The 26,983-nt window shown below is 64.8% G+C and carries 28 protein-coding genes; 17 read left to right on the forward strand and 11 right to left on the reverse strand.

All coding sequences use genetic code 11. The features are described 5' to 3' along the window. Positions 1-132 precede the first annotated feature (132 nt). From UIB01_RS03550 to UIB01_RS03600, 11 genes are all read left to right on the forward strand, one after another. Positions 133-1,848, forward strand: a complete 1,716-nt coding sequence (locus tag UIB01_RS03550) for a nitrite reductase (RefSeq protein WP_155268725.1) — start codon at positions 133-135, stop codon at positions 1,846-1,848. A gap of 56 nt (positions 1,849-1,904) precedes the next feature. Next, positions 1,905-2,219, forward strand: coding sequence for a c-type cytochrome (locus UIB01_RS03555; RefSeq protein WP_038656932.1), 315 nt, complete (start codon positions 1,905-1,907; stop codon positions 2,217-2,219). 18 nt (positions 2,220-2,237) lie between these two features. Further along, a complete protein-coding gene (locus tag UIB01_RS03560) occupies positions 2,238-2,579 on the forward strand; it encodes a c-type cytochrome (RefSeq protein WP_038656934.1) in 342 nt (113 codons plus the stop codon). Next, a complete protein-coding gene (locus UIB01_RS03565) occupies positions 2,576-3,751 on the forward strand; it encodes a cytochrome D1 domain-containing protein (protein ID WP_038656936.1) in 1,176 nt (391 codons plus the stop codon). The genes UIB01_RS03560 and UIB01_RS03565 overlap by 4 nt, the downstream gene beginning before the upstream one ends. 1 nt (position 3,752) lies before the next feature. Beyond that, positions 3,753-4,211, forward strand: coding sequence for an Lrp/AsnC family transcriptional regulator (locus UIB01_RS03570; protein ID WP_023446219.1), 459 nt, complete (start codon positions 3,753-3,755; stop codon positions 4,209-4,211). Beyond that, positions 4,208-4,720 (forward strand): siroheme decarboxylase subunit beta, encoded by a 513-nt coding sequence (ahbB, locus tag UIB01_RS03575; RefSeq protein ID WP_038656939.1) that lies wholly within the window; start codon positions 4,208-4,210, stop codon positions 4,718-4,720. The genes UIB01_RS03570 and ahbB (UIB01_RS03575) overlap by 4 nt, the downstream gene beginning before the upstream one ends. After that, entirely contained in the window at positions 4,713-5,156 is a 444-nt protein-coding gene (locus tag UIB01_RS03580) for an Lrp/AsnC family transcriptional regulator (RefSeq protein WP_038656941.1), read from the forward strand. Before ahbB (UIB01_RS03575) ends, UIB01_RS03580 begins: the two co-directional genes overlap by 8 nt. Beyond that, positions 5,131-5,637, forward strand: coding sequence for a siroheme decarboxylase subunit beta (ahbB, locus tag UIB01_RS03585; protein WP_038656943.1), 507 nt, complete (start codon positions 5,131-5,133; stop codon positions 5,635-5,637). The genes UIB01_RS03580 and ahbB (UIB01_RS03585) overlap by 26 nt, the downstream gene beginning before the upstream one ends. Before the next feature lie 268 nt (positions 5,638-5,905). Then, positions 5,906-6,346 (forward strand): c-type cytochrome, encoded by a 441-nt coding sequence (locus UIB01_RS03590; RefSeq protein WP_038656945.1) that lies wholly within the window; start codon positions 5,906-5,908, stop codon positions 6,344-6,346. 44 nt (positions 6,347-6,390) lie between these two features. After that, complete coding sequence (locus tag UIB01_RS03595) at positions 6,391-7,815, forward strand: cbb3-type cytochrome c oxidase subunit I (protein ID WP_038656947.1); 1,425 nt, start codon at positions 6,391-6,393, stop codon at positions 7,813-7,815. A gap of 82 nt (positions 7,816-7,897) precedes the next feature. After that, entirely contained in the window at positions 7,898-9,739 is a 1,842-nt protein-coding gene (locus UIB01_RS03600; RefSeq protein ID WP_038656949.1) for a nitric oxide reductase activation protein NorD, read from the forward strand. Positions 9,740-10,133: 394 nt separating this feature from the next. Here the strand turns inward: UIB01_RS03600 and UIB01_RS03605 are convergent, their stop codons facing one another. The 4 genes from UIB01_RS03605 to ytfE form a co-directional block, all read right to left on the reverse strand. Beyond that, complete coding sequence (locus tag UIB01_RS03605) at positions 10,134-10,325, reverse strand: hypothetical protein (RefSeq protein WP_038656951.1); 192 nt, start codon at positions 10,323-10,325, stop codon at positions 10,134-10,136. Between the two features lie 68 nt (positions 10,326-10,393). Beyond that, positions 10,394-11,077, reverse strand: coding sequence for a Crp/Fnr family transcriptional regulator (locus UIB01_RS03610; protein WP_003279689.1), 684 nt, complete (start codon positions 11,075-11,077; stop codon positions 10,394-10,396). Between the two features lie 134 nt (positions 11,078-11,211). Beyond that, positions 11,212-11,730: a hypothetical protein gene (locus UIB01_RS03615; protein WP_038656953.1), complete on the reverse strand. Its 519-nt coding sequence runs from the start codon at positions 11,728-11,730 to the stop codon at positions 11,212-11,214. After that, entirely contained in the window at positions 11,727-12,446 is a 720-nt protein-coding gene (ytfE, locus tag UIB01_RS03620) for an iron-sulfur cluster repair protein YtfE (RefSeq protein ID WP_038656955.1), read from the reverse strand. Before ytfE ends, UIB01_RS03615 begins: the two co-directional genes overlap by 4 nt. Before the next feature lie 153 nt (positions 12,447-12,599). Between ytfE and norR the strand changes: the two genes are divergently transcribed. The 5 genes from norR to ubiT all read left to right on the forward strand — a co-directional run bounded on the left by norR (position 12,600) and on the right by ubiT (position 17,000). Beyond that, a complete protein-coding gene (norR, locus tag UIB01_RS03625; protein ID WP_038665381.1) occupies positions 12,600-14,126 on the forward strand; it encodes a nitric oxide reductase transcriptional regulator NorR in 1,527 nt (508 codons plus the stop codon). Between the two features lie 73 nt (positions 14,127-14,199). Continuing rightward, on the forward strand, positions 14,200-14,409 hold the full coding sequence (locus UIB01_RS03630) for a hypothetical protein (protein ID WP_038656957.1): 210 nt from the start codon (positions 14,200-14,202) through the stop codon (positions 14,407-14,409). 202 nt (positions 14,410-14,611) lie between these two features. Further along, entirely contained in the window at positions 14,612-15,607 is a 996-nt protein-coding gene (ubiU, locus tag UIB01_RS03635) for a ubiquinone anaerobic biosynthesis protein UbiU (RefSeq protein WP_038656959.1), read from the forward strand. A 14-nt stretch (positions 15,608-15,621) separates the two neighbouring features. Continuing rightward, positions 15,622-16,512, forward strand: coding sequence for a U32 family peptidase (locus UIB01_RS03640; protein ID WP_038656961.1), 891 nt, complete (start codon positions 15,622-15,624; stop codon positions 16,510-16,512). Then, positions 16,506-17,000, forward strand: coding sequence for a ubiquinone anaerobic biosynthesis accessory factor UbiT (ubiT, locus tag UIB01_RS03645; protein ID WP_038656963.1), 495 nt, complete (start codon positions 16,506-16,508; stop codon positions 16,998-17,000). The genes UIB01_RS03640 and ubiT overlap by 7 nt, the downstream gene beginning before the upstream one ends. Positions 17,001-17,117: 117 nt before the next feature. Here ubiT and UIB01_RS03650 read toward each other — a convergent pair whose 3' ends face one another. The 5 genes from UIB01_RS03650 to UIB01_RS03670 form a co-directional block, all read right to left on the reverse strand. Further along, the gene (locus UIB01_RS03650; protein WP_038656965.1) at positions 17,118-18,014 is read right to left on the reverse strand and encodes a ribose-phosphate diphosphokinase; all 897 of its coding nucleotides are present in this window, start codon (positions 18,012-18,014) and stop codon (positions 17,118-17,120) included. Continuing rightward, positions 18,014-19,594 (reverse strand): thymidine phosphorylase family protein, encoded by a 1,581-nt coding sequence (locus UIB01_RS03655; protein WP_038656967.1) that lies wholly within the window; start codon positions 19,592-19,594, stop codon positions 18,014-18,016. The genes UIB01_RS03650 and UIB01_RS03655 overlap by 1 nt, the downstream gene beginning before the upstream one ends. A gap of 115 nt (positions 19,595-19,709) precedes the next feature. Then, positions 19,710-20,480 (reverse strand): 3-hydroxybutyrate dehydrogenase, encoded by a 771-nt coding sequence (locus tag UIB01_RS03660; RefSeq protein WP_038656969.1) that lies wholly within the window; start codon positions 20,478-20,480, stop codon positions 19,710-19,712. 115 nt (positions 20,481-20,595) lie between these two features. Continuing rightward, positions 20,596-21,987 (reverse strand): GntP family permease, encoded by a 1,392-nt coding sequence (locus UIB01_RS03665; protein ID WP_038656971.1) that lies wholly within the window; start codon positions 21,985-21,987, stop codon positions 20,596-20,598. Positions 21,988-22,260: 273 nt separating this feature from the next. After that, on the reverse strand, positions 22,261-23,601 hold the full coding sequence (locus UIB01_RS03670; protein WP_038656973.1) for a short-chain fatty acid transporter: 1,341 nt from the start codon (positions 23,599-23,601) through the stop codon (positions 22,261-22,263). Positions 23,602-23,713: 112 nt separating this feature from the next. Here UIB01_RS03670 and UIB01_RS03675 point away from each other — a divergent pair, with 112 nt between their 5' ends. Then, complete coding sequence (locus tag UIB01_RS03675; RefSeq protein ID WP_038656975.1) at positions 23,714-24,130, forward strand: DUF192 domain-containing protein; 417 nt, start codon at positions 23,714-23,716, stop codon at positions 24,128-24,130. A 44-nt stretch (positions 24,131-24,174) separates the two neighbouring features. Here the strand turns inward: UIB01_RS03675 and UIB01_RS03680 are convergent, their stop codons facing one another. Further along, positions 24,175-26,088 carry a methyl-accepting chemotaxis protein gene (locus tag UIB01_RS03680; protein WP_038656977.1) on the reverse strand — a complete coding sequence of 638 codons (1,914 nt, stop codon included), beginning with the start codon at positions 26,086-26,088 and terminating at the stop codon, positions 24,175-24,177. 217 nt (positions 26,089-26,305) lie between these two features. Beyond that, the gene (locus UIB01_RS03685) at positions 26,306-26,776 is read right to left on the reverse strand and encodes an Lrp/AsnC family transcriptional regulator (RefSeq protein ID WP_038656979.1); all 471 of its coding nucleotides are present in this window, start codon (positions 26,774-26,776) and stop codon (positions 26,306-26,308) included. Positions 26,777-26,983: the final 207 nt, after the last annotated feature.

The following is a 26,983-nucleotide window of genomic DNA, read 5'->3' on the forward strand; positions in this document are numbered from 1 at the left end:
GGGGCTCTCTTGATTGCCGTCAAGCGCTCAGCCACTTCCCCTCTCCTAGGATGCAATCGCACCAAATAAGTCCCCGGGAACTGCCGCACCGCCGTCACTAGCAGGAATCGCATGAAGCGATTCAGAGGAGATATCAGTATGAGCAAACCACTACTGGCAGGCTTCATCGCCGGCTTTTCGATGCTCGGTCTGGCCGTTGCCCAGGCCGCAGCGAACCCCGAGACCGCTGAGGCGGCCTACAAGGGGCAGGCGTCGGCAGTTGACCCGGCTAGCGCTCAGGTCGTGCATTCGCCGGGCGCGCCAGATCTGTCGAGCGCCGAGTTCGAACAGGCCAAGGAAATCTACTTCCAGCGCTGCGCCGGCTGCCACGGTGTACTGCGCAAGGGCGCGACCGGCAAGCCGCTGACGCCCGACATTACCCAGGAGCGCGGCCAGGCCTATCTGGAAGCGCTGATCACCTACGGCTCGCCTGCCGGTATGCCGAACTGGGGAACGTCCAACGCGCTGACCAAGGATCAGATCACGCTGATGGCCAAGTACATTCAGCACACGCCGCCGACGCCGCCTGAGTGGGGCATGACGGAGATGAAGAACTCCTGGCACGTGCTGGTTAAGCCGGAGGACCGGCCGAAGAAGCAGATGAACAAGCTGAACTTGCCGAACCTGTTCTCCGTCACCCTGCGGGACGATGGCAAGATCGCCCTCGTTGACGGCGACAGCAAGAAGATCGTCAAGACCATCGATACCGGTTACGCGGTGCACATCTCGCGCATGTCCGCCTCGGGGCGTTATCTGCTGGTGATCGGTCGTGACGCCAAGATCGACATGATCGACCTGTGGGCTAAGGAGCCGGTGAAGGTCGCCGAGATTAAAGTCGGGATCGAGGCCCGCTCGGTTGAGACTTCCAAGTACAAGGGCTACGAAGACAAATATGTAATTGCCGGCGACTACTGGCCGCCGCAGTTCACCATTATGGATGGCGAGACGTTGGAGCCGCTGCAGATCGTCTCCACCCGCGGCATGACGGTCGGCACCCAGGAATACCACCCGGAACCGCGCGTAGCGGCGATCATCGCGTCGCACGAGCACCCCGAATTCATCGTCAACGTCAAGGAAACCGGCAAAGTCATGCTGGTCAACTATGAAGACATCGACAACCTGACAACCACAAGCATCGGTACCGCGCCCTTCCTGCATGATGGCGGCTGGGACGTGAGCCACCGCTACTTCATGACGGCGGCGAACAACTCCAACAAGGTTGCGGTGATCGACTCGAAAGAGCGCAAGATGGCGTCGCTGGTAGACGTCGGCAAGATCCCGCACCCCGGCCGCGGCGCCAACTTCGTGCACCCGGAATTCGGGCCGGTATGGGCCACCAGTCACTTGGGTGATGAAACCATCTCGCTGATCGGCACCGACCCCGAGAAGAACCCGGAGCACGCCTGGAAAGTGGTCGAGACCTTGAAGGGGCAGGGTGGCGGCTCGCTGTTCATCAAGACCCATCCGAAGTCCAAACACCTGTATCTGGATACCACCTTCCACCCGGACGCCAAGATCAGCCAGTCCGCTGCGGTGTTCGACATCAATAACCTGGCGGCGGGCTACAAGGTGCTGCCCATCGGCGAGTGGGCTGGCCTGAAGGAAGGTGCCAAGCGTGTGGTGCAGCCTGAGTACAACGAGGCCGGCAACGAGGTTTGGTTCTCGGTCTGGAATGGGCAGGAAGAGGAGTCGGCCATCGTCGTGGTGGATGACAAGACGCTAGAACTCAAAACAGTGATCAAGGACAAAAGGTTGATTACCCCAACCGGTAAATTTAACGTCCACAACACTCAGTACGACGTTTACTGAGTCCACCTGGGGGTGGGCCTCAAGATCCGCCCCCGATTAGCCTTGAGGAAGTACTCATGAAAAAAATTCTGCTCCCATTGCTCGCCCTGGGTGGCGCGCTGACCCTGCAGCCGGCTCTGGCTCAGGACGGTGAAGCGCTGTTCAAGAGCAAGCCCTGCGCGGCCTGCCATAGCGTCGACACCAAGATGGTTGGCCCGGCTCTGAAAGAAGTCGCCGCCAAGAACGCGGGCGTCGAAGGCGCCGCCGACACCCTGGCCCAGCACATCAAGAATGGCAGCCAAGGCGTTTGGGGTCCGATCCCGATGCCGCCAAACCCAGTCACCGAAGAGGAAGCCAAGACCCTCGCCGAGTGGGTTCTTAGCCTCAAGTAAGTCGCCCCGGAGGACGCCATGACAGTTGCCCGACACGCCGTTTTACGTCTGGGGCTGGCCCTGGCGTCCTTTCTCCTGATTCCGCTATCCCTGGCCGCAGCGCCCGCCGCCGAGCGCCAGGCGAAGCTCGACCATCTCTTACTTCAGGACTGTGGCTCCTGCCATGGCCTGCGCATGACCGGCGGTCTCGGCCCCGCGCTCACCCGCGAGGCGCTAGCCGGCAAACCCCGTGACAGTCTGATCGCCACCGTTACCCACGGCCGCCCCGGTACGGCCATGCCCGGCTGGAATGCCCTGCTCGACGAGCAGGACATCGCCTACCTGGTCGACCGCCTGCTCGAAGGATATCCCAAGCCATGATTCGTCCTTTTCTGCTGCTGGCTGCGGCCGGTCTGCTCGCGGCCTGTGCACAGCAACCGCTGCGCGGCACCGGTGACCTCGGGGTGGTGGTGGAGCGCGCCACCGGTAGCCTGCAGATCATCGAGAGCAGCAACCAGAGCCAGCTCGGCCGCGTTGAAGGGTTGGGCGACCTGTCCCATGCCTCGGTGGTTTTCTCCCGCGATCAGCGCTACGCCTACGTATTCGGCCGCGACGGCGGGCTGACCAAGGTCGACCTGCTACGCCAGCGCATCGATCGTCGGGTGATCCAGGGTGGCAACAGCATCGGTGGCGCCATCAGCCAGGACGGCACGCTGATCGCGGTCGGCAACTACGAGCCCGGCGGAGTCAAGGTCTTCGATGCCAATTCCCTGGAGCTGGTGGCCGACATACCGGCGACGCCGCTGGCCGATGGCAGCCGCAATTCGCGGGTGGTCGGCGTGATCGACGTGCCCGGCCGGCGCTTCATCTACAGCCTGTTCGATACCGATGAAACCTGGCTGCTGGATTTCAGCCAGGGCAACGAGCCGCAGATCACCCGTTTCGAGGGTATCGGTCGCCAACCCTACGATGCGCTGCTGACTCCTGAAGGGCGCTATTACATCGCCGGCCTGTTCGGCGAGGACGGCATGGCCAAGATCGACCTCTGGCATCCCGAGCGTGGCGTCGAGCGCATTCTCGATGGTTATGGCCGCGGCCAGCAGAAACTGCCGGTCTACAAGATGCCGCACCTGGAAGGCTGGACCGTGGCTGGCAACCAGACCTTCGTGCCCGCGGTCGGCCAGCATCGTGTGCTGGTGATGGATTCGGAGAAGTGGCAGCAGACCGACGCCATCGATGTCGCCGGTCAGCCGATCTTCGTCATGGCACGACCTGACGCGCGGCAGATCTGGGTCAACTTCGCCCACCCCGACAACGGCAAGGTCCAGGTCATCGACAGCGAGACCCACGAGGTCATCGCCGATCTGGAACCGGGCCCGGCCGTGCTGCACATGGAGTTCACCGCCCGCGGCGATCAGCTCTGGCTGTCGGTGCGCGATGGCGAGGAAATCCAGGTCTGGGACCCCTACACCCTGAAGCTGCTCAAGCGACTGCCGGCGCAGAGTCCGAGCGGCATCTTCTTCAGCAGCCGCGCCCACGAGACGGGGTTGTGACATGCACATCGACGCCCTCAGTCGTCGCCTGATCGACCGCTACCAGCACGGCATGCCGCTGTGCGCCGAGCCCTACCGCGCCATGGCCGACGAGCTTGGCTGCAGCGAGGAGGAGGTGCTCGCCTGTCTCGAACAACTGCACGAGGGCGGTGGCCTGTCGCGCATCGGCCCGGTGTTCGAGCACAGCCGTGCCGGCGCCAGCACCCTGGTCGCGCTGGCCGTGCCCGCGGCGCGGCTGGAGCAGGTCGCGGCGCGCATCAATGCGTTTCCCGAGGTCAACCACAACTACCTGCGCGAGCATCGCTACAACCTCTGGTTCGTCCTGACTGGGCCGGATCGGCCACACATCGACCGGCTGCTGGCCGAGATCGAAGCCGATACCGGGCTGACACCGCTCGACCTGCCGATGCAGCAGGCCTTTCGCATCGACCTTGGCTTTCCGCTGGGAGATCCATCATGACCGGTTGTCTCAATGACCTGCAGGCGCTGCAGCTGCGTCGCCTGCTCGAGGGTGGCCTGCCGCTGGCCGCGCGGCCTTACCAGCGGCTCGCCGAGCAGATCGGCAGCGTCGAGGAGCGGGTGCTGGAGCAGATTCAACGCTGGCAGGAAGAAGGGCTGTTCCGCCGCTTCGGCCTGGTGCTCAAGCACCGCGCGCTGGGCTTTCGCGCCAACGCCATGCTGGTGATGGACATCCCCGACGCGCACGTCGACGAAGTCGGGCGGCGCCTGGGCCAGGCTGCCGGAGTCAATCTCTGTTACCAGCGCCCGCGGCGTCTGCCGCAGTGGCCCTACAATCTGTTCTGCATGGTCCATGGCCGCGAGCGCGAGCAGGTCTGCCAGCTGATCGAGCGCCTGCTGGCGGACAACGACCTGATCGATGTACCGCATCAGCTGCTGTTCAGCACGCGGGCCTTCAAACAGTGCGGTGGCCGTTTTGCACCGCCGCTGCTCGAGGTCGCCAATGGATGAATTCGACCGGCTGTTGATCAATCGTCTGCAACATGGCCTGCCGCTGGTGCGCCACCCCTGGGAAGCGCTGGCCGAGGAGCTGGGCAGCACGTCCGTGGCCCTGCGCGAGCGGGTCCAGGCATTGCTCGACGACGGCACGCTGACCCGCTTCGGGCCGATGTTCGACATCGACCGGCTTGGCGGCGCCTTCACCCTGGCCGCGCTGTCGGTGCCGGAGGCGCGCTTCGACGAGGTTGCCGCGCAGCTGGAGGCGATCCCCGAAGTGGCACACAACTACCGCCGCGAACACCGCTGGAACATGTGGTTCGTGCTCGGCTGCGAGACCCCGCAGGGCATCGCCGAGAGCATCGCGCGCATCGAGGCCAAGACCGGCCTGGCGGTGCTGAATCTGCCGAAAGAGGAAACCTTCCATGTCGGTTTGCACTTCCCCGTCTGAAGATGGCCTGACCCGCCGCCTGATCGAACTGACCGAGGCCGGGCTGCCGCTGGTGGCCGATCCCTGGGCCTGGCTTGCCGATGAGCTGGGGATCGATGTCGACGCCACCCTGGCACTGCTGCAGCGCCTGCAGGCCGATGGCGCGATCCGGCGGATTGCGGCGATACCCAACCACTACCGCCTCGGCTACCGGCACAACGGCATGACCGTGTGGGACGTCGACGATGCCGAGATCGCCCGGCTCGGTGCGCTGATCGGCGCGCAGCCCTTCGTCAGTCACTGCTATCGCCGACCACGGCAGGAAGGCTGGCCATACAACCTGTTCGCCATGGTGCATGGGCGTGATGCCAGTGACATCGAGGCCTATCGCAACCAGATTCGCGCGCTGCTGGGCAATGCCTGCCGGGCGAACGAGATGCTGGTGTCCAGCCGCATTCTGAAGAAGACCGGCCTGCGCCTGGCGACTCAACGCCGCGCCTGATTCTCTGCCTGCCGGCGCCCATCAGGGTGTCGGCAGTGCCTGCGTGCGATCGCCGCGCGGGCCACTCATATAGCCACGGTCACGCCGCCGAAAATGCAGGCCAGTGACCCGCAGCGCGCTGCATCCCCCGCGGCGTCTGGCTTTGCGCCCCTCCTGACGTATCTCCAGAAAGCCCTACTGCCACGTTCAGGTTTTTCTTGATTGCCATCAAGCAGGTTTCGATAGCCCCCTTCTTAAACTGGCCACGCCAAGCCATGAGGAGGCGACCATGTCCGAGACCTTCACCAAGGGTATGGCCAGGAATATCTACTTCGGAGGAAGCGTGTTCTTCTTCCTGGTGTTCCTCGGTCTTACCTACCACACAGAGCAGACTTTCCCCGAACGAACCAATGCATCGGAAATGACCGAGGCGGTGGTTCGCGGCAAGGCAGTCTGGGAAAACAACAACTGCATCGGCTGCCACAGCCTGCTCGGTGAAGGTGCTTACTTCGCGCCAGAGCTGGGCAACGTGTTCGTCCGTCGTGGTGGTGAAGAGGCCTTCAAGCCCTTCCTGCACGCCTGGATGAAGGCCCAGCCGCTCGGCGCGCCCGGCCGCCGTGCAATGCCGCAGTTCAATCTCAGCGAACAGCAAGTTGACGATATGGCGGAGTTCCTCAAGTGGACTTCGAAGATCGACACCAACAACTGGCCGCCAAACAAGGAAGGTTGAGTGATGAACGTCTTTGTTTCCGATTTCACTGGAGGGGCCACGAGATGAGCATCATCAATCCGCATCTCAAATTCCAATCGCAGGCGGTCGCCAAACCCTACTTCGTGTTTGCGCTGATCCTGTTCGTCGGTCAGATCCTGTTCGGTCTGATCATGGGGCTGCAGTACGTCATTGGGGACTTCCTGTTCCCGCTGCTGCCGTTCAACGTGGCGCGGATGGTTCACACCAACCTGCTGATCGTCTGGCTGCTGTTCGGCTTCATGGGTGCGGCCTACTACCTCATTCCCGAGGAAGCGGACCGCGAGCTGCACAGTCCGAAACTGGCCATCATCCTGTTCTGGGTGTTTGCCGCTGCCGGCGTGCTGACCATTCTCGGTTACCTGTTCGTGCCCTACGCGGGGCTGGCGGAGATGACCAAGAACGAATTGCTGCCGACCATGGGACGCGAGTTCCTCGAGCAGCCAACGATCACCAAGATCGGCATCGTGGTGGTCGCCCTGGGCTTCCTCTACAACATCGGCATGACCATGCTCAAGGGTCGCAAGACCGTGGTCAGCACGGTGATGATGACCGGTCTGATCGGCCTCGCGGTGTTCTTCCTGTTCTCCTTCTACAACCCTGAGAACCTGGCACGCGACAAGTACTACTGGTGGTTCGTCGTGCATCTGTGGGTGGAAGGCGTCTGGGAACTGATCATGGGTTCGATGCTGGCCTTCGTCCTGATCAAGATCACCGGCGTGGACCGCGAAGTGGTCGAGAAGTGGCTGTACGTGATCATCGCCATGGCGCTGATCACCGGCATCATCGGCACGGGTCACCACTTCTTCTGGATCGGCGCACCGACCGTGTGGCTGTGGCTGGGCTCGATCTTCTCCGCTCTAGAGCCGCTGCCGTTCTTCGCCATGGTGCTGTTCGCCCTGAACATGGTTAACCGTCGCCGCCGCGAGCATCCGAACAAGGCCGCTTCGCTGTGGGCCATCGGCACCACCGTGACTGCCTTCCTCGGTGCCGGCGTGTGGGGCTTCCTGCACACCCTGGCTCCGGTGAACTACTACACCCACGGTTCGCAGCTGACTGCCGCACACGGCCACCTGGCCTTCTACGGTGCCTACGCGATGATCGTGATGACCATGATCAGCTACGCCATGCCGCGTCTGCGTGGCCTGGGCGAAGCACCGGATGCACGCGCTCAGCGCATCGAGGTCTGGGGCTTCTGGCTGATGACCATCTCCATGGTCGCGATCACCCTGTTCCTCACCGCAGCCGGCGTGGTGCAGGTGTGGCTGCAGCGGATCCCTGCCGACGGCGCTGCCATGTCGTTCATGAATACCGCTGATCAGCTGGCCATCTTCTTCTGGCTGCGTTTGGTCGCCGGGGTGTTCTTCCTGATCGGCCTGGTCTGCTACCTGTACAGCTTCCGCCAGCGCGGTCGGGTACCGGTCGTAGCAGCCGCTGCCGCCGCGGCCTGAGACGCGTCGCAATGAGGACCGACGGCCCGGCTGGTAACAGCGGGCCGTTTTGCTTTTTCAGTGCCTGCACGGAGTAACCGCCATGGCCTTTACCATCGAAGTGGAAGAGTGGGTCGGTAGTGTCTGGCACCGCTTCATCACCCGTCGCGCCAACCCGGATTTCCCGGAGGCGCGGGTCGATCTGGAAAGCATGCAGCGGCCGCTGTCGCTGCTGTTCCGTGCCATGGGCGGCGCCAGCGGCGTCGGCGTCGAAGCCGCCAGCGCACGGGATCTGCTGCTCAGGCGCAACCTGCTGCAACAGGTCGCCGGCACCTGCAAACAACTGCCGGTGGCCTGGTGCGACGCCAGCAACCTGCGGCTGCCGCAGAGCCTGGCGGTCTACCCGGAAGTCTCGCTGAACCAGGATCTGTATCGCTGGCTGGCGCTGCTCGCCGCGCAGGCCGGGCCGATGCGCCACTGGGCGCGCGACAACCAGCGCTGGACGCAGGCAATCCTTGAACATTTTCCGGCCATGCGCCCGCGCTATCAGCGTCTGGTCGAGGCCCATCTGCAGCTGCGCCCGGACCCGAGCCAGCTGCCCAAGGCCGAGGCCGCGCTGGAAGCGGCGCTGTGCCAGGCCCTGCGCGAGCCGGGCAGCGTCAGCCAGTTCCCGCGCAGCGAGCGCGCGCCCTGGCCGCTGCCGCTGTGGCTGTATCCGGCCGACAACCTTGGTGAACCCCAGGCCGCCGCCCGCGCCGAAGAAGGCGAGGGCAACCTGGAAACCCCGCCCGGCGGCGAGTCGCGTCAGCGCAAGCGCGCCCGGCGGGTGGACGAGAGCTCGAGCAAGGGCGGCCTGCTGCTGTTCCGTCTGGAGAACCTGTTCAGCTGGTCCGAGCACATCGAACTGGATCGCTGCGGCGATGACACCGAGGACCTCGACGCGGCCCGTGTCGCCGAGGATCTCGACGAGCTGGCGCTGTCGCGTCAGCGCATGCGCCAGGGCGGCGGGCTCAAGCTGGATTTGGACCTGCCGGCCGCGGATTTCGACGATGTGCCGCTGGGCGAAGGCATCAAGCTGCCCGAGTGGGACTATCGCAAGCAGTGCCTGCAGAAGGATTTCGTCAACCTGCAGCTGATGCTGCCCCGCGGCGCCGAGGCCAAGCCGTTGCCGCTGCACCTGTCGCCGCTGGCGCGACGCCTGCGCCGGCAGTTCGAGCACCTGCGCAACGACCGCCAGTGGCTGCGTCAGCAACCGCAGGGTTCGGAGCTGGACATGCAGGCCTGGCTGGACTTTCACGTCGAGCGGCAGAATGGCCAGTGCGCCGAGCGCGGCCTGTTCATGGAGCAGCGGCAGAATCGCCGCGACCTGGCCTGCCTGCTGCTGGCCGACCTGTCCATGTCCACCGACGCGCACCTGGACAACGAGCATCGGGTGATCGACGTGGTGATGGACAGCCTGCTGCTGTTCGGCGAGGCGCTGTCCGCGGTCGGCGACCCTTTCGCGCTGTACGGATTCTCCTCGCTGCGTCGCCAGCAGGTGCGCATGCAGGAGCTGAAGAGCTTCCGTCAGCCCTATGGCGACGAAACCCGCGGCCGTATCCAGGCACTCAAGCCTGGCTATTACACCCGCATGGGTGCCGCGATCCGCCAGGCCACCGAGCTGCTGGGCAACTGCAAGCAGCGGCGCAAGCTGTTGCTGCTGGTGACTGACGGCAAGCCGAATGACCTGGACCTCTACGAAGGCCGTTACGGCGTCGAAGACACCCGCCAGGCAGTGATGGAAGCACGCAAGCAGGGTCTGCTGCCGTTCTGCATCACCATCGACCGCGAAGCCGGCGACTACCTGCCGTACATGTTCGGCGCCAATGGTTACACGCTGATCAAGGAGCCACAGCAGCTGCCGTTCCGCCTGCCGCAGCTGTACAAGCAGCTGACCCAGCCGTAATAGCCCGGCCAGCGAGGCGTGACGGTGGCGTAGGGTGGATGTCGCTTTTCACGTCCACCGTGCACACCGTTCGGTGGACGGCCACCCCGTGGATCGGTGAAGCGCGATCCACCCTACGCCCGACGGGATTCGTTGGGTCGACGGTCAGGGTGGCATGTAGGGTGGATGTCGCTTTTACATCCACCGTGCACATCGTTCGGTGGACGGCCACCCGTGGATCGGTGAAGCGCGATCCACCCTACGCCCGACGGGATTCGTTGATTCGACGGTCAGGGTGGCATGTAGGGTGGATGTCGCTTTTCACATCCACCGTGCATATCGCTCGGTGGACGGCCACCCCGTGGATCGGTGAAGCGTGATCCACCCTACGGGCTATGCGTTGTCGGGAAGGCAGTCAGAACAGATGACGCGGCAACCAGACGATCATCACCGCGCAGAAGATGCTGAGGCCGATGCAGAACCACAGGAAGCGCCGTTGCCGGCGCTCCGGGGCGCCGTCGGCGTGTTCCGGCAGCGGCATGCCGCAGTTACTGCACTCGGCTTCTTTCGGCGGGTTGTCCTGCTGGCAGTACAGGCATTTGGGCATGGCGCTATTCCTCTCGGTCGGTAGAGCCTGACACTGCGGGGAAGCCGCGGGCTTTGACGACGATCAACTCACTCGAACTGCTCGAGTCGCTGACGATCGAGGATGGCGATCTGCCGGCCTTCCTGGGTGATGATGGCCTCGTCGATCAGGCGCCGAATGATCCGCGAAAAGGTTTCCGGCTGGATCGACAGGTGCCCGGCCACCAGCTGCTTGGCCATCGGCAGCTCGAAGCTGTTGCTGCCGTCCTTTACCCGCGCCAATTGCGTCAGTAGATAGCGCACCACGCGGTGCGTGGCGTTCTTCAACGACAGCGTTTCGATCTCGTTGATTCGCTGGTGCAGGCGCACGCAGAGCTTGCCGAGCAGGGCGAAGGTCAACCGCTGGTTGGCTTCCAGCAGCCGCATGTAGGCCGCGTTGGAGAAGCGGTAGACCTGCGACGGGCAGACCGCCTGCGCCGATGCCACATAGTTCGGGGTGTCCATCAGCATCATGGCTTCGGCGAAAGTCTGCCGATTGCCGATGACCTCGAAGACTTTCTCCTGGCCATCCGGGGTCAGGCGGTAGACCTTCACGGCGCCGGAGATGACGAAGTAGAAGTTGTGTGCCGGCTCGCCCTGGTGGAACAGGTTGTCGCCCTTATCGAGATTGAGCAGCTGGCTGGCATTGAGCAGTTCTTCCATCTGCTCTTCGTTGAGCGGTTCGAACAGGTGATGGCTGCGGAGGATCTGGTGATGTACGCGGTGAAGCACCATGCAAGGCGTCCTGTTTCAATTGAACAACAACAAACGTCGGCCTTCAGCCTAGCGCATGTATTGACCATGGCGCAGGCCAGACCTTGATGAACGTCAAGGTCTGACCGATATTGAGCGCGCGCTGTGCTGCACGATCAGTGCAGATGGGCGACGAATCCGTCACGCCAGACCGGTTCAGCGAACATCTGCGGATAATGGTCGAGTGCGGCGAGGATGCGCTGCAGACCTTGTTCGCGCTGCTCGGCTTCGGAAAGCGCTTCGGCGCCCTTGAGTAGCTCGATCAGCAACCCGTGTAGCGCGGCGTCTGCCGCTTCCGGCAACTGGCAGTTGGCGATGAGGTAGCTGGTTGCCGCTTCGATATCGCGCTGCAGCGCCGCGGCCGACTCGTCGCCGAGTGGCTGGCGCGGATCGCCCGGAATGTTCCGTTGCACGGCCTCGTGTATACGCGTCATGCCCTCCCGCAAGGCTGCGTCGGTGGCCCAGCGTTGACCCGGCTTGACCTCCGCCGCGGCTGGCGCGACATGGTGACTGTGGTCGTGAGTGGTTGCAGCCTGTGCGGTGCTGATCACCATGCTCAGGGCGAAATTGCTCGCCAGCGCAACGATGCACGCCATTGCCACGCCCCAGGCGACCGGTTGCAGATACTGCTTCACGGGCGGACCTCCTCAAGCTGTTCGGCGCTCGGCGCGGTGGGAATCGGCGCGGGCGTTTCGGCGTTGCGAAACAGCACGTTGTTCTCCAGATGGATGTGCTGCATCAGATCGCTGCGCAACTCCTCCAGCCCGCGATACAGCGCGCGCCAGGTATTGCAGGCGTTGCTCGGCGGGGTGATGTCGTTGGTCAGCGCCGCCAGCCGCTCCAGCGCGTTGCCATGCTCCTGATGCTCATAGCGCATGACGGAGATCGGCCCCTGTGCCTGCGGGAAGCCCATGCCGCGCTGCAGCATCGGAAAGAGGATCTGCTCCTCCTTGAGCATGTGACTCTCGAGCTCCTGCTGCATGTTCCACAGGTGTTCGGCGAGTCCGTTGGGGCATTCCGGGCGGCTGCCATGCACCTGCTCGACGCGGCTGGCCAGGCGAATCAGCTCGGGAAACTGGTCGCGGTGCCGCTCGTGAAAGCGCGCCAGCAGGTACTCGATCAGCTGGCTGGCCGACGCGTTGCGCCAGTCCTGTTCCTCGGTGTCCGGCTCAAGGGCGAGCAACGTATCGGCGATGGTCTGCGGGTCGACACCGATTCGCTGTGCGGCTTCGCGAAGCGGCAGATCCCCGCCGCAGCAGAAGTCCAGGCGGTATTGGCGAAATACCCGGGTGGCGCCTGGCATTGAGGATGCGAGGCTGCCGAGGGTCTGGTCGATTAGGGCGGTAGTCATGCGCAACAGTCCTGATGAGTGTGCTTGGACTAACCATCGCAACCGCCGTGCCAGGCGCCCGGCCCGCGAAAACAGGCGGATGCGGCCGGTGGGTGGTGGAAACTACCCGAAGCGGTTATGGTGCGAAAAACCCGGAGGGTAATCAAAACCATGATGATGGCTGACGCCTTGCTTGCCGACCTGACCACAGAGCTCCCCAACGCCGTGCGCCTGCAACGCCTGGTGCATACCCTGCAACAGCACTTCCGCTGTGGCGCAGTGGTGCTGCTGCGGCTCGACGAGGACAGCTTGCGTCCGCTGGCTGCGGTTGGGCTGGTGCAGGAAGCGCTCGGTCGGCGTTTCGTCATCGCCCAGCACCCGCGGCTGGCGGCAATTCTCTCGCAGCGTGAGCCGACCTGGTTCGAGCCGGATAGCCGCCTGCCGGACCCTTACGACGGCCTGCTCGACGCGCATATCGGCGAACCGTTGCCGGTGCACGACTGCATGGGTGTCAGTCTGTATGTCGAGGGTAAGCTCTGGGGCGCACTGACCCTGGATGCGCTGCACGCCGGCACCTTCGATGACGATGCCCGGCGCGACCTGCAGCGCTACACCCTGGTGATCGAAGCCGCCGTACGGGTTACCCGCCTGGAGCATGAGAATCGCGGCCTGCGCCTGGCGCGCAGCGACGTGATGGAAACCACGCTGGAGCATGGTGACGGTGAAATTCTTGGCCAAAGCGATGTGATCCGCGAGCTGCTGCGTGAACTGCAGGTGGTGGCCGATTCCGAGCTGCCGGTGCTGCTGCTGGGCGAGACCGGGGTCGGCAAGGAACTGTTCGCGCGCTGGCTGCATCGGCATTCGCGGCGGCGCAACAAGCCCCTGGTGCACGTCAACTGCGCGGCACTGCCCGAATCCCTGGCCGAGAGCGAACTGTTCGGCCACGTCAAAGGCGCGTTCTCCGGTGCCACCACCGATCGCCCCGGTCGCTTCGATGCCGCCAATGGCGGCACGCTGCTGCTCGATGAAGTCGGCGAACTGCCGCTGACGGTACAGGCCAAGCTGCTGCGCACCCTGCAGAATGGCGAGATCCAGCGCCTTGGTGCCGACAAGCCGCGGCAGGTGGATGTGCGCATCATCGCCGCGACCAATCGCAACCTGCGCGAAAGCGTGCGCGACGGCCATTTCCGTGCCGATCTCTATCACCGGCTGTCGGTCTATCCGGCGCCGATTCCGCCGTTACGCGAGCGTGGCAACGATGTGCTGATCCTTGCCGGGCACTTCCTCGAACTCAATCGCGCACGCCTGGGCCTGCGCAGCATGCGTCTGTCGCCGGCCGCCGAGCGTGCCCTGCTGGCTTACTCCTGGCCGGGCAACGTGCGCGAGCTGGAGCACGTCGTCAGCCGCGCGGCGCTGCGTTTGCTCAGCCGTGGCGCGTCGCGCAGCGAGATTCTCACCCTCGAGCCCGACCTTCTGGATCTGGATAACCACGCCGCCGGCATGCAGCCGACCCACGTGGACGAGACGCCGGCGCCGACTGACGAGGTCATGCCGCTGCGGCAGAGCGTCGATGCCGCGCAGCGTCAGGCCATCATCCGGGCGCTGGAGGCCAGCGGCGAGAACTGGGCGCAGGCGGCGCGGTTGCTGGATGTCGATCCGAGCAATCTGCACAAGCTGGCGCGGCGACTGAGGCTCAAGTAGCGCCCGTCGGCCGGCGAGAGTCGCCGGCGCCGCGCCATGGTCTAACCTCACATCACCACCCGAGGAGAGCCCAATGGCCCTGGACCAGAACCAATTCGAAGCGCTGTTGAGCGAGGCGCAGACTTTTGCCGAGCGCGCCGCCAGCGAGAACAATCCGCTGCACTACCGTGACGCTTTTGCCGCGAGCCTCAAGGCCATTCGCCTGCTGGGTGAAGAGTCTGGCGCATGGCGGCAGATGGTTGCCCGTGCCACCGAGGAGTTCGAGGGCGACGAGGGCATTTGAACCCGTTGCTCTGCCTGGAACGGCGCTGCTGACGCGCACCTTGCTGCTGCGTTTCGTCGCAGGCGCAACGTCCGAGCAATCTTGACCCCTATCAATGCTGGCCATTGGTCAGCTGCCTAGACTGCCGGCTGTTTTCCGTTCAGCCGAACGACCGCCGCGCCACTGGTGCGTGGCGCGGGTACCCGAATGTCTAGGAGTTGTCATGCACCTGGTCTGCCCGGCAGGAAGCCTGCCTGCGCTCAAAGCCGCCGTCCAGCAGGGCGCCGATGCCATCTACGTCGGATTTCGCGACGACACCAACGCCCGCCATTTCGCCGGTCTCAATCTCGATGAAAAGCAGCTCGAAAAGGGGCTGCAGCTGATTCGCGAGAAGGGCCGCCAGCTGTATATCGCGGTCAATACCTATGCCCAGCCCGATGGGTGGAACCGCTGGCAGCGCGCCGTCGATCAGGCCGCCGACATGGGCGTAGATGCGCTGATCGCCGCCGACCCGGGTGTGCTCGGCTACGCCAGCAAGCGTCATCCCAAACTCAATCTGCATCTGTCGGTACAGGGCTCGGCGACCAATGCAGCGGCGCTGGGTTTTTACCAGGAGCGCTACGGCATCAACCGCGCGGTGCTGCCGCGGGTCCTTTCGCTCAAGCAGGTCAAGCAGGTCGCCGCCAGTAGTCCGGTGCCGATCGAAGTGTTTGCCTTCGGCAGTCTGTGCATCATGGCCGAGGGGCGTTGCCATCTGTCTTCTTATCTCACCGGTGAATCACCCAATCTCTGCGGCGTCTGCTCGCCGGCCAAGGCGGTGCGCTGGAGCGAGGAGCCGGAAGGGCTGACCTCGCGCCTCAACAACGTACTGATCGACCGCTACGCCGAAGGCGAGTCGGCCGGCTACCCGACGCTGTGCAAGGGCCGCTTCATGGTCAACGGCCAGCGTTTCCACGCGCTGGAGGAGCCGACCAGCCTGAACACCCTGGACCTGATCCCCGAGCTCGCCGCCATTGGTGTCACCGCGATGAAGATCGAGGGCCGCCAGCGCAGCCCGGCCTACGTCGAACAGGTCACCCGCGTCTGGCGCGCCGCGCTGGACAGCTACCTCAAGGCACCGCAGCGCTATGCGGTCGAGCCCGGCTGGCGGCAGGTGCTGGACGGCCTTTCCGAAGGCTCGCAGACCACCCTGGGTGCCTACCACCGGGCCTGGCAATGAACGAGGAGCCACGCATGAAACTTTCTCTGGGTCCGGTGCTGTTCTATTGGGATCGCCAGCAGACGCTGGACTTCTACGCCAACATGGCGGAGCAGCCGCTGGACGTGATCTACCTCGGCGAAACCGTTTGCTCCAAGCGCCGCGCGATGATGCTCGACGACTGGCTGGGCTTGGCTCGCGACCTGTCGGAAGCCTCCTCGGCGCAACTGGTGCTGTCCGGCCTGACCCTGGTCGAGGCTGCTTCCGAGCTGTCCAGCCTGCGTCGCCTTTGCGACAACGGCGAGCTGCTGGTCGAAGCCAACGACATGGGCGCGGTGCAGCTGATGTCCGAGCGCAAGCTGCCCTTCGTCGGCGGTCCGGCGCTCAACCTCTATAACGGTCATGCGCTGGCCGAGTTGGTGGCCAGCGGGATGACTCGCTGGGTGCCACCGGTGGAAGCCTCCGGCAAGCTGATCAAGAGCGCTCGCACGCAGCTGCAGGAGCTGGACGTGGCGCTGCCGGAAATCGAGATCTTCGCCTACGGTCATCTGCCACTGGCCTATTCGGCGCGCTGCTTCACCGCGCGCGCCGAGAACCGGCCCAAGGACGATTGCCAGTTCTGCTGCCAGAACTACCCAGAGGGGATTCCGCTGCTGAGCCAGGAAGGCGAGGCGCTGTTCACCATAAACGGCATTCAGACCATGTCCGCGGCGGTCAGCAACCTGCTTGCCGACTACGCGGGGCTGGTCGACAGCGGTGCCGATCTGCTGCGCCTGAGCCCGCGTGCCGCTGGTATGGAAGAGGTGATCGGCGCCTTCGACGCGGTGCGTAAGGGTGCATTGCCGCCGCTGGCGGTGGACGGTTGCAATGGTTATTGGCATGGCCAGCCGGGCATGCTGCGCGCCGAGGAGGCTGGCTTATGCTGAACCCACGTGCCCATCTGGTGAATCTCGGCGGGCGCCTGCTGCCGCTTGCGGCCAAGACGCCATTCCTGCTGCAGCGCCTGGCCCTGGAGCGCAGCCTCAATCAGGTGTTTGCCGAAGCGCTGAGCGACGGCGCCTTCGATGTGCTCGATGGCCACTGGATGAGACTGGAGGTCGCCGACCTCGGTCTCGCCTGGTGCCTGACCTGCGAACGCGAGCAGCTGCGCATCGCCGCGCAGGCTCCGGTGGAAGTGACCATTCGCGGCAACTGGCGCGAATTCCTGTTGTTGGCCAGCCGTCAGGAAGACCCGGATACGCTGTTCTTTCGCCGCCGGCTGGTCATCGAGGGCGATACCGAGCTGGGCCTGGCAATCAAGAATCTGATCGACAGCCTCGATCCCGACACCCTGCCGAGCTGGCTGTGGAAACTGCTGCAAGGCGCTGGCGAGGAAGTCGCCGCGGCCGGACGGGCGCAGGCCGCCGGGGCGTGAACCCCTGAGCTAGCAGGCGGCGCAGCGTTACGTTGCTCTGGTCGGGGTGGGAAGCGGCAGCGCCTCGCCCGGGTGGGAGAGACGGCATCGGCGCGACATGCGCCGTTGCGCATCGCCTCAGCGCAGCAGCGGTCGAAGCGCCTCGGCCAGCTGCGCCGCCATGCTGACCGCGTTGCTTTCATGGGCGATGCAGTCGGTGCTCCAGACATGGCCGACGCCGGCGTCGCGTATAACCTGCAGCGCATCGCCGGCAAACAGCGCATGGGTCACGGCCACGTCGACCGAGGCGGCACCGGCAGCGAGCAGCTTCTCCGCGGCTTGGGCGAGGGTGCGGCCGGAGCTGGCGACGTCATCGAGCAGCACCACATGGCGACCGACAAACTCCAGCGACGGCAGGGCGATGTCCACGTCATGGTCGCCGTGGCGCACCTTGCTGCACACGCCATGGGCGAAACCGTGCTCGGCGGCCGCCGCCTCGATCCATTGCAGCGCCTCGGCGTCCGGGCCGATCAGCAGGGCGTCGGGATGGCGTTCGGCTACCAGCCGTGCCAGTGCCGGTGCCGCGCAGAGGGTGACGGCATCTTCCACCGGCACCGCTTCCTGCAGGGTGGCAACGCGGTGCAGGTGCGGATCGACGGTGATCAGTCCGTCGAACTGCCCGGCCAGCAGCTGGCCGATCACCCGCTGGCTGACCACCTCGCCCGGGTTGAAGGCGATATCCTGACGCATGTAGGCCAGATAGGGCGTGACCAGAATCAGGCGCTTGGCACCCAGACGGCGCGCCTCGCCCGCGATCAGCAGCAGCTCGACCAGCTTCTCGTTGGGATGATCGAGGCCGCGGTAGAGCACCAGCTGCTCGGCGATCGCTTCGCCGTCGGCCAGCGGCAGGCGCAGGCGCAGTTCGTCATCGGGAAAGCGGTGGCGCTCGATTGCGGCGGCGGTCAGGCCAGAGGCTTCGGCCAGGCGCAGGGCGGCGGCGCGCTCATCATCGAAATACAGCAGCTGGCTTTGCATCAGAACTCCACGAAAACACTGGGAACCTGGTCGGCACTGCCGAGGCTGACGCCGCTGGCGCGCTCGGTGGCCTGGCGGGCGAAGGCGAGGTCGGCGGGAAAATCCGCGTAAACGCGATACAGACAGTCACCAGCCTGCACCGGTTCGCCGAGCTTGCGCAGAATGTCCACGCCGGCACCCTGCACCTTCGGTGCGCCGGCCAGCCGCGCAATGCGTGCCAGCTGCAGGTTGTCGATGCCGATGACCACCGCGCTGCGCTCGGCCAGCACGTCGAAGCTGAGGCGGGCGAGTGGTGGATGGTTGTGATCGAAGGACTTGCTGCCCTGGGCGGCGATGATCGAATGCATCTTTTTCAGTGCGCGGCCGGAGTCGAGGATGTCGCGGGCAATGGCATAGCCGTCACCGCCGCGCACATCGGGATCGAACTCCAGCATGCGTCCGGCGAGGCGCAGTGCCTTCTGGCGCAGGTCGATCGGCGCCGCAGGGTCGTTCTGCAGCACCTGCATGACGTCGCGTGCTTCCAGCACTGGGCCGATGCCGTTGCCGATCGGCTGGCGGCCATCGGTGATCACCACGTCCAGCGTCAGACCCAGGCGCGAGGCAACGAACTCGAAGAGCTTGCGCAGGCGCTGCGCCTCGGCCATCGAACGCACCTTGGCGGTCGGGCCGATGGGAATATCGAGCAGCAGATGGGTGGAGCCGGCGGCGATCTTTTTCGACAGGATCGAAGCGACCATCTGCCCGGGGGAGTCGATCGACAGCGGTCGCTCAACGGCGATCAGCACATCGTCGGCCGGCGACAGCTCGCTGCTGCCGCCCCACGCCAGGCAGCCGCGTTCTTCGCGGACCATTTCGCAGAGGCGCTCGAACGGCAGTTCGACGTTGGCCAGCACCTCCATGGTGTCGGCGGTACCGGCCGGTGAGGTGATTGCCCGCGAGCTGGTCTTCGGGCAGAGCATGCCGTGGGCGGCGACGATGGGCACCACCAGCATCGAGGTGCGATTGCCGGGAATGCCGCCGATGCAGTGCTTGTCCACCACAGGGTGCTCGCGCCAGTCCAGGCGGCGGCCGACCTGAATCATCGCGTCGGTAAGGAAGAACACCTCCTCGCGGTCCAGTTCGCCCTGGTTGCAGGCGACCACGAAGGCGGTCAGCTCGATCTTCGAATAACGGTGCTCGGCGATGTCGCGCATGATCGCCAGAAAGTCCTCGCGGCGCAGGCGTTCGCCGGCGATCTTGCGATGCAGGGCGGGAATGGACGCCGCCGGTTCAGCCTGGGAAATCGATGCCGGCACGCCGGCTTCGGCGCCAAGCTGGGCGAAGGCATCTTCGGACAAACCGAGCTCGTCACAGCCGACGATGGCCGGGTCGTCCACCAGGTTGAGGCTGGCCAGAATGCGCTTGCCGTTGACCCGTATCTCCACCTTGGCCAGCGCCTGGAAACCTTCGGCGCGGCAGGCGGCACAGTCGCGGTGCAGGTAGGCGACGTTTTCCCGGTAGGTATCGATCGCCACCCGGCGCAGCGCCAGGTGCACCGGAGACTTGCCATTGATCGGTGTTTCACTGCTGATGGTGGTCATGCGCGCGCATTCGCTGGAGGGATGATGGCTATCTAGCCTCAGCGTGGCGTCCCTTGCCAAGCGGCCGCGCGCGTTTTGCTCTGGTGCGTTGCCGCAGGTCAGCAAAAAACCGTATTCAGCGCGCCGCCCAGCCGCCGTCCATGTTCCATGCCGCACCGCGCACCTGGTCACCGGCCTCGCTGCAGAGGAACAGCGCCAAGGCGCCCAGCTGTGCAGGGGTGACGAAGTCCAGCGAGGGTTGCTTCTCGGCCAGCAGGTCGTGGCGGGCTTGCTGTTCGTCGCCGCTCTCCCGCGCGCGCTCGTCGATCTGCTGCTGTACCAGTGGGGTCAGCACCCAACCGGGGCAGATGGCATTGCAGGTGATCGGCGTGGTGGCGGTTTCCAGCGCGACGACCTTGGTTAGCCCGACCAGCCCGTGCTTGGCGGCGACATAGGCGGCCTTCTGCTCCGAGCCGACCAGCCCGTGCACCGAGGCGATATTGATGATCCGCCCCCAGCCGCGCTGGCGCATGCTGGGCAGCGCCAGGCGTGTGGTGTGAAACGCCGAGGACAGGTTGATGGCGATGATGGCGTCCCAGCGTTCGACCGGAAATTCCTCCACCGGCGCCACATGCTGGATGCCGGCATTGTTGACCAGGATGTCGACGCCACCGAAGTCGCGCTCGGCATAGGCGAACAGCTCGGCGATCTGTGCCGGATCGGACACGTCAGCACCGTGGTGGCCGACCTTGCGGCCATGGCGGCCGACTTCGGCCAGCGCTGCCGAGGCATCGCCGAAACCGTTGAGAATCAGGTCGGCGCCAGCTTCGGCCAGCTTCAGTGCGATCCCGAGGCCAATGCCGCTGGTGGAGCCGGTGACCAGTGCGGTCTTGCCTGTGAGGTTCATGGTTTCTCCCGCTTGGCGGCGACCGCCCGAGGGCGGTGCCTTTGCTTTTTTTGTTGTCGGAAGGCAATCGCTGATCGCGTGGTGCTTCGCCGATAACGGCGAGCGGCCGCCACCATCAGACGATGCCGGTAGCGTAGTACACGCCGATCACGAAGAAGGCCGCGGCCGTGGCGATCAGGGTGATGGCAAAGATGTCCTTGTAGGATTCGCGGTGGGTCAGCCCGGTGACCGCCAGCAGGGTGATCACCGCGCCGTTGTGCGGCAGGGTGTCGAGCCCGCCGGAGGCCATCGAGGCGACCCGGTGCAGCACTTCCAGCGGAATCTGCGCGGCATTCGCCGCAGCGACGAAACTGTCGGCCATCGCGGCCAGGGCGATGCTCATGCCGCCGGAAGCCGAGCCGGTGATGCCGGCCAACAGGTTGACGGTGATGGCTTCGTTGAGCAGCGGGTTGGGGATCGCCGAGAGCGCATCGGCCACCACGATGAAGCCCGGCAGCGAGGCGATCACCGCGCCGAAGCCGAATTCCGAGGCGGTGTTCATCGCCGCCAGCAGCGAACCACCGACTGCCGTGCGGCTGCCCTCGGCGAGCTTGCCGCGCAGGGTGCCGAAGCTGGTCGCCAGTACCAGGGCGATGCCCAGCAGCAGCGCCGCTTCCACCGCCCAGATGGCGGTGAGCTTGCCCACTTCGGTCACCAGCGGTGCGCTCATGCCGGGCAGCTGCAGGCTGTGGCTGGTGCCGTAGAACTCGGGAATCCAGCGGGTGAACAGGAGGTTGGCGACCAGCACCAGCAGCAGCGGCGACAGCGCCAGCCAGGGGTTGGGCATGGCGATATCGGCCGGCGTCTCCGGCTCGTTGCGCAGGTTGGTGCCGTAGCCTTCGCCGGCGGCAATGGCCTTGCCGAGCTGCCACTTGAGATAGAGCATGCCCAGGCCAAAGACGAATATCGTGCCGATCAGGCCCAGCCAGGGTGCGGCCCAGGTGGTGGTTTTGAAAAAGGTGGTGGGGATGATGTTCTGGATCTGCGGCGTGCCGGGAATGGCGGTCATGGTGAAGGTGAACGCGCCGAGGGCGATGGTCGCCGGGATCAGCCGCTTGGGCATGTTGCTCTGGCGGAACATCTCGGCGGCGAACGGGTATACCGCGAATACCACGACGAACAGCGATACGCCGCCGTAGGTCAGCAGCGCGCAGACCAGCACAATCACCAGCATCGCCTGGCTGGTGCCAAGCAGGCGGATCGCCGCGGCGACGATGGAGCGCGAAAAACCCGACATCTCGATCAGCTTGCCGAACACCGCACCGAGCAGGAACACCGGAAAATAGAGCTTGATGAAGCCGACCATCTTCTCCATGAAGATGCCGGTGAAGGCTGGCGCCACGGCGGACGGGTCGGTGAGCAGCACCGCACCCATGGCGGCGATGGGAGCAAACAGGATGACACTGTAGCCGCGGTAAGCGGCGAGCATCAGCAGGGCCAATGCAGCAAGGGCGATGACGACGCTCATCGGGGACGATCTCCTGGCCCCGTGCGGCACGACCGAACGCTGCCGAGGGCATTCGGGGACTCGCTGCTGCACGGCAGGCGCATTGTTTTTCTTGTTTCGGCTGCGGACAGGCCGCACGGTGATTTAGCGAGTTCCGTGCCAGATACGCAACTCGCTGATTTAGATGGAGTTTGTTGTAAGTGTCCAGAATGATGGACGGCCTTTATGTCTGGAGCGCTGGACAGTACCGTCCAGCATTCCGGACAGCAGCGCCGTCCGGAATGCAGAGGCGTATCAGGTCAGGAAGTACAGTCCGCCCGCGATCACCACGCCGGAGAACACCAGGCTGAGCAGGCAATAGCCCATGATGTCCCGGGCGCCGAGCCCGGCGATGCCCAGCAGCGGCAGGGCCCAGAACGGCTGGATCATGTTGGTCCAGGCATCGCCCCAGGCGATGGCCATTGCAGTCACCTCTGGCGCTACGCCCAAAGCCGCACCTGCCGGCAGCATGATCGGGCCTTGCACCGCCCATTGTCCGCCGCCGGAGGGCACGAAGACGTTGACCAGTCCGGCGCTTAGGAAGGCCAACACCGGGAAGCTCTCGGCCGACGACCAGGCGATAAAGGTGTCGGTGACCTGACGGCCGAGCGACACGCCAGCGGCATTGGCGCCGACCATCATGCCCATGATCCCGGCGTAGAAGGGGAACTGCACGACGATGCCGGCGATGCCGCGAATGCTTTCCTCGATGGCGCGCATGTAGCGCTCCGGCGTGCCATGCATCAGCAGGCCGGCGAAGAGGAAGATCGAGATCACGATGTTCAGGCTCAGTGCCAGACCGTTATTGCTGAAGTGCTGGTAGAAGAACAGCACCGCCAGGGCAACCATGATCAGGCCGAGGATGCGGCTGTCGTCCAGGCGCTGGGTGGCGGTTTCCCGCGGGATGTCGCTCGGCTGGGGTTCCTCCAGCAGCGCCGGGTCGACCACTTTCGGCGTCTTCGGCTGCATGGCCCAGTTCAGCAGCGGCAGGCCGACCACCAGCACGGCGATGATGATCAGGTTGTAGGAGGCGAACAGCGTCTGGCCGACGCCGATGGCCTCGGTCAGTGCGCCACCGGTCATCTTTTCCAGATCGGCGCCGCCGCTGGCCAGCGACAGCGGAATTGAGCCGGAAAAGCCGCCGTGCCAGATCAGGAAGCCTGAGTAGGCCGAGGCCACCAGCAGCGGATAGTCAACGCCGCGCACCTGGCGCGCCAGCGCGCGGGCGAACACCGCGCCGATCACCAGGCCAAAGCCCCAGTTGATCCAGGAGCCGGCCAGCGCCACCAGTGTGACCAGCACGATGGCCTGGCCCGGGGACTGCGGGATGCGGGCCATGCGGTCGAGCAGGCGATTGATTGCCGGGGCCCGTGCCAGGGCATGGCCGGTGACCAGGATCAGCGACATCTGCATGGTGAAGGCCAGCAGGTTCCAGAAGCCGTTGCCCCAGTGCTGCGCCATCGCCGGCAGGCCCTGACCGGTGCTGAGCATGGCGGCGATCAGCACGATCAGCGTGAGCAGGATGGCGAAGACAAAGGGCGAGGGGAGGAAGCGTTGCACCAGATAGACGCTGGCGGCAGTTATTCTGTTGAGCACGATGGGGTTCTCCCTTGTTGTCGTTATGTGCGCCGCGCGGGTGCGGTGCTTCGCTTATGAGTGCGTCCGGGCCCGGCTGTTCCCGCTGTGCTTCGCTTGAGGAGGTTGGTCGATGCGTGTTGCGCTTTTGCTGTCACTGCTGGTGGTTGCGAGCACCGTTCAGGCGGCCGGGCCTCTGCTACTGCGTCTGGGTGAGCATGAAGTGCACGCCGAATATGCGCAGACCCCGCCCGAGCGTGAACGTGGCCTGATGGGCCGCAGCGAACTGGCCGCCGACAGCGGCATGCTGTTCCGCTTCGACGAGGTGCGCCGGCACTGCCTGTGGATGAAGAACACGCCGCTGCCGCTGTCGGCGGCGTTCCTTGACGAGGACGGGGTGATCGTCGATGTGATCGACCTGGAGCCGCTGAGCACCGAGATCCGCTGCTCGCAGGCGCCGGCGCGCTATGCGCTGGAGGTCAACCAGGGCTGGTTCGAGGCGCAGGGTATCCGCGCGGGGGATCGGGTGACGGGGTTGCCCGGGGCCTAGCGGCTGACCCCGGATCAGTCATCCTCCGGGGTGCGCCTCTGGCCTTAGTATCGGAATTGCCCGACCAGCGTCTGCAAGCCCGCCGCCAGATGAGCGAGCTGGCTGCTGGCCTGGGCGGTCTGGCCGGCGGACTCGGTCACGCGATCGGCCACCTGGTTGATGTTCACCACGTTCTGGCTGATTTCGTCGGCCACCGCACTCTGCTGCTCGGCCGCGCTGGCGATCTGGGTGTTCATGTCGCTGATGCTGGTGACCGCGCTGGTGATGCTGGTCAGCGATGCGCCGGCCTGCTGGGCCTGGCGCACGCTGGCATCCACCTGGGCACGACCCTGGTGCATCACCGCGGCGGAGTTCCGCGCACCAGTCTGCAGCTGCTCGATCACCTGCTGGATCTCCAGAGTCGATTGCTGGGTGCGCGAGGCGAGCGTGCGAACCTCATCCGCCACCACGGCGAAGCCGCGACCTTGTTCGCCAGCCCGGGCCGCTTCGATGGCCGCGTTCAGGGCCAGCAGGTTGGTCTGTTCGGCGACACCGCGGATCACATCCAGCACGGCGCTGATGCTCTGGCTGTCTGCTTCCAGGCGCTGGATGGCAGCGGCGGTGCGTTCGACCTCGGTCGAGACGTTCTCGATCGAGCTGACCGTCTGCTGCACGATCTGCTGACCCTGCAGGGCCTGCTGGTCGGCCGCCTGGGCTGACTCCGCGGCCTGTGCGGCATTGCGCGCGACGTCCTGCACGGTGGCGGTCATTTCATTCATCGCCGTGGCTACCAGTTCGATCTCGTGGCGCTGCTGTGCGACGTCGCGGTTGAACTCTTCGGTAATCGCCGACATTTCCTCGGCTGCGGCGGCGACCTGAGTGGTAGAGCCGGCCACTTCGCTGACCAGTCGGCGGACCTTCTCGGCGAACTGGTTGAAGGCACCGGCCAGCTCGGCCACCTCGTTGCGCCCGCGTTCGTCCAGGCGGCGGGTGAGGTCGCCTTCGCCGGCTGCGATGTCGCGCATGGCCTCGACCGCGACGCGGATCGGGCTGACGATGCCGCGGGCCACCAGGGCGGCTACGAGCAGGCCGATGGCGAGGGCGATGCCAGCGACGATCAGGGCGGTATTACGCATCGCTGTGAGCGCGTCCGCGTAGCGGGTGCGATCCATGGCAACCTCTAGCACGCCCAGGGGCTTGCCGGAGAAGTCCTGAATCGCCGAGACGAGTATCGCCACCGGCACGCCGTCGGCCTGTGTCTGAAACAGCACGTCCTGCCCGGCGAAGGCCTGGGCTCGCTGACTCTCGCTGATCGCGGCGTTATTGCGGAGGGTGGTGGCGAAGGGTTTGAAGCTGCCGGCCTCGTCGCGCAGGATCAGGCCGACGTCGACGTCGTAGCGCGCCTTGAAGGCGTCGAAGAACGCCTGGCCAAAGGACAGGCCGAACTCCACCGAACCCACGTGCTGCCCCTGATGACTGATCGGCACCAGGCCGCGAATGCCCAGCCCCGCGACCCCGGATTCAACTCCGCGCACCGGTGCCCGCTGGGTGTTGGTTTTGACGATGGTCTGGCGGATCGCGGAGAGGTCATCACCGTACTGGGCTGGCTTGTGCACGCGCAGGAAGGATGTCGCCGGCGCCTTGTGGAACTGGAACTGGGTCAGGCCATAGTCGTTCGCCAGTTTTGTATAGCCGGGCATGAACAGCATCGATAGGCGCTCCCGGTCACCTTCAGCCATCGCCTGCTGAACCTCGGGAATGCTCGCCACCAGTGCCGAAAGGCGCTCGGCCGTGAGGCTTTCCGCGGCGATCGTGGTGCTGACGTTATCGAAGATACTACGCAGCTCGCGGCGTTCGGCATCGGCCAGAAGGCTCTCGAAACGGCCGAAAAACAGGGAGGCGAGGGTGGTGACGGTCACGATCAGCAACAGCACGATACTGATCGCGATGCGCTGTCCGATTCGGATATTGGCGAGCATGCACTGGGGCTCCCGGCAGTGGTGTTCGCTGCCGATAGGGAATGGATGATGGGGTGTGGGAGAGGCTGCCGGAGGGGCATTCCAGACTTAGCCGTAATATCGACCAGCGGAGGCGGGCGCTTAAATTTTTCTTATGGAACACGCTGTCGGTTGCGCGCGTAACGTGGCGAAACCCGCGGTGGATGAGGCGCTGCTGTTCGCCAGCCAACCGCCGGACTCAATCCAGCGGCAACTCCGTGGTGCGCTTCACCTCGCTCATGGCGATATGCGAATGCGCTTCCTGGACGTGGGGGCGCTGTAGCAGCTGATCACGCAGGAAGCGCTCGTAGCTGTCGATGTCCTTGGCTACCACCTTGAGCAGGTAGTCCGACTCGCCGGCCATGGTGTGGCACTCCAGCACCTCGGGGTAACCCACCACCGCTCGTTCGAACTCGTCGAGGTTGCTGCGCCCGTGGGCGGAGAGCTTGATGTTGACGAACACCGTCATGTTCAACCCGAGCTTCTTTGGGTTGAGCAGGGCGACCTTGCGCTCGATCAGCCCTTCCTCCTGCATGCGATGGATGCGCCGCCAGCAGGGCGATTGCGACAGTTCGACCTTCTCGGCGATTTCCGCCGCGGAGAGATCGGCGTTGTGTTGCAGCAACAGGAGAATCTTGCGATCGATGCTGCTTAGAGGCGAAGTCTGCATGGTCGTGCCTGTTTTCTTGTTGTTAGCGAATGGGTCATGCACTGAAGCGCTGTTCTACCGCAAAAGTAGAAAGAAAATCTCTCTTCGTCACGGCCAGACTGTTAATCGACACGCGACGGTGGGGTGATCCCCTGCCGATTGCCGGCATGAAGAGACAACCGTGCGGTTTCTTCATGACTGCGTCAGGCGGGTAGCGAACAACGCCAC

It is taken from the genome of Stutzerimonas decontaminans (assembly GCF_000661915.1).
GTDB lineage: Bacteria > Pseudomonadota > Gammaproteobacteria > Pseudomonadales > Pseudomonadaceae > Stutzerimonas > Stutzerimonas decontaminans.